The 2,174-nt window shown below is 59.5% G+C and carries 3 protein-coding genes; all 3 read left to right on the forward strand.

The window, feature by feature from the left end; translation table 11 throughout:
• The first annotated feature begins 406 nt into the window (after positions 1 to 406).
• The 3 genes from A5740_RS06130 (at position 407) to A5740_RS06140 (ending at position 2,128) form a co-directional block, all read left to right on the forward strand.
• Positions 407 to 1,225 (forward strand): SHOCT domain-containing protein, encoded by an 819-nt coding sequence (locus tag A5740_RS06130; protein ID WP_139334967.1) that lies wholly within the window; start codon positions 407 to 409, stop codon positions 1,223 to 1,225.
• Positions 1,226 to 1,292: 67 nt separating this feature from the next.
• A complete protein-coding gene (locus A5740_RS06135) occupies positions 1,293 to 1,715 on the forward strand; it encodes a hypothetical protein (RefSeq protein ID WP_076192364.1) in 423 nt (140 codons plus the stop codon).
• 245 nt (positions 1,716 to 1,960) lie between these two features.
• Positions 1,961 to 2,128 carry a hypothetical protein gene (locus A5740_RS06140; RefSeq protein ID WP_175616179.1) on the forward strand — a complete coding sequence of 56 codons (168 nt, stop codon included), beginning with the start codon at positions 1,961 to 1,963 and terminating at the stop codon, positions 2,126 to 2,128.
• Positions 2,129 to 2,174 lie beyond the last annotated feature (46 nt).

A 2,174-nucleotide genomic window follows, 5' to 3' on the forward strand; every position in this document is an offset into this window, starting at 1 on the left:
ACCCATCAACTACGAGCGCGCCCTGACTGTCACCCTGGAAGCAAGCTAACCGCGTCCACTTTTTCTGGGGAACCTCAGGTTATGTGCTCGACGACCAACAGCTGGACGACCTGCCTCTACTGACCATCACTCTTGATTCGTTTGGCAACGCTATCCGCATGACCGAGTCCGCAGTCTCGCTATACGAGGCACAGTCGATCGGACCCCGCCCCGACCCCAAGAGAATCCGCAATTATCCGGCAGGTCTAGAAGAGGCCGTAGCGTCTCTGGCCCCGCACTATCGACCAACAGAAACCAACATTGGTCCGTTGCAGTGAGCAACAGGGCAACAGGTTGGTGAAGCAGCATAGATTGCCATCCCTCTGAGAAGGCTCGACACGGCTCCGACCGAGCTATTATCCCGATCGTGGGCATAGTGAGAACCTCGTCGACCAGAATCCTGGCTCCCTACGAGAGCGCTTACCCCGCCGTCCGCGCAGCGTTCGGAGCAGTCGAGATTGATGTTCCCGTCATCGCCAACCCGATCGTCGGCGAGATGAAACGCTCCTTGCGAAAGAACCGATGGGCTGCCGCAGTGACGGCGGCAGTTCGTCCTGAAACACCGACGGCCACGGTCGTCGACTGGTCCATCGACATGCTCGGCAACAAGCATGGCGAGGTGCTTGCTGAGATTCTCGACGTCCTGACTGCACCGATCGATGATCTCGGTGTCGGGGATGCACTCAACCGATTGGGAAAGATGGGCCGGTTCTTCGGTCGCCGAGAAGCGCTCGTTCTCACTGACTATGTGCATCTTGACGAGCGCGTCGTCGAGCTCGCCCAGGGTGTCTACGACAAGCGTCAGGGGATGCTGGTGTTGACCACGCAGCGGTTGTTTTTCTTCGACAAGACCCTGATGAGCGCCCAGGTCGAAGAATTCGACCTGGGCGCAATTGGCTCGCTCGGGTTCTCGAAGTCACTGGGCGGTGAGTCGATCGATATTGCCATCTCCGGTCGGTCCGCCGCGATCAGCCAGATCGCGCACGGCCGTGCCGAGACTTTCATCGCGGCATTTCGCCAGGTCCGGTCCGGATCAAGCGCGGCAGGCCCGGCGCCCACCCAGCAGACGCATTCCGGACCGGATCTAGCGGATCAGATCCGCAAGCTGAGCGAACTGCGTGACGCCGGGATCCTGACCGACGAGGAGTTCAACGCGAAGAAGGTGGACCTCCTTTCGCGCATGTAACGTTCTGGCATACAACGCCCCCTCCGGACGCATGACAAGCGTCCTTCGCGACTGCGATCATTCGGCCATGGGTTGGTTGCCAGTCGCTGCCGTCGTCTTTCCGAATGTGGTCGCATTCACGGCGCTCGTCACCACCGCACTAACCCGTCGCGGAGACCGACAGCACGCGTCCTCGCTGGAGTTCGAGAAGCGGCTGTGGGAGAAGAAAAGCACAGCGCTGCTCGATCTGATCAACCTGTGCCAGAACATCATCGACGATATCGACGCCGAGCCCGACCGCGAGAATGCTCACATCCAGTTCTCTGTGCTTCGAGCCTTCGAAAATGCCGATTACCGCGCAAACACCCCGGAGTTGATTGCCTACGCCTCACCAGCCGTAAAGGCTGTGGCGTCCGACTTGCAGCAGGTGATGACCAATGTTCAACGTTTACGTGCCGATATGGATATCGTCACGGACGACTACACCGTGCGCCCCCTACTTTGGCATTGACGAGGACGTCTTTGAGCAGCTCCCCGTAGTCCATGACCAACAGTTGGAACTGGAGCGGCGACTCGGCGAACTGTCAGGCATAAACACGGATTCGGTGCACCGCTGGCGTGTTCCCGCAGAAACATCGACAACCGACACCGCCGAACACGCGCTCATTTTCTCTAGTATTGAGACGGGTGCCTGTTCGTTTGTATGGCGGGAATCAGCGCAAACCCGTCGTTAGTGAAGCACCGTTACAATAGGGAATGCCTCGACCGATCGACCACGCCAAGCGCGGAGAGTTGCTTGCCGCCGCTAGTGCCGTGCTGGCGCGGACGGGTGTGCTGGATACGTCCTTGCGGTCGCTGGCCGCCGAGTTGGGCACCTCCGCACGGATGCTGGTGTGGGGTTCCCCAGAAGTAGTGGACATCTGAGATAGCGGGACGTGGTCCCCTGGAAGGATGTTCGTATGTCTGCTCG

The organism is Mycobacterium sp. GA-1841 (assembly GCF_001954135.1).
Lineage (GTDB): Bacteria > Actinomycetota > Actinomycetes > Mycobacteriales > Mycobacteriaceae > Mycobacterium.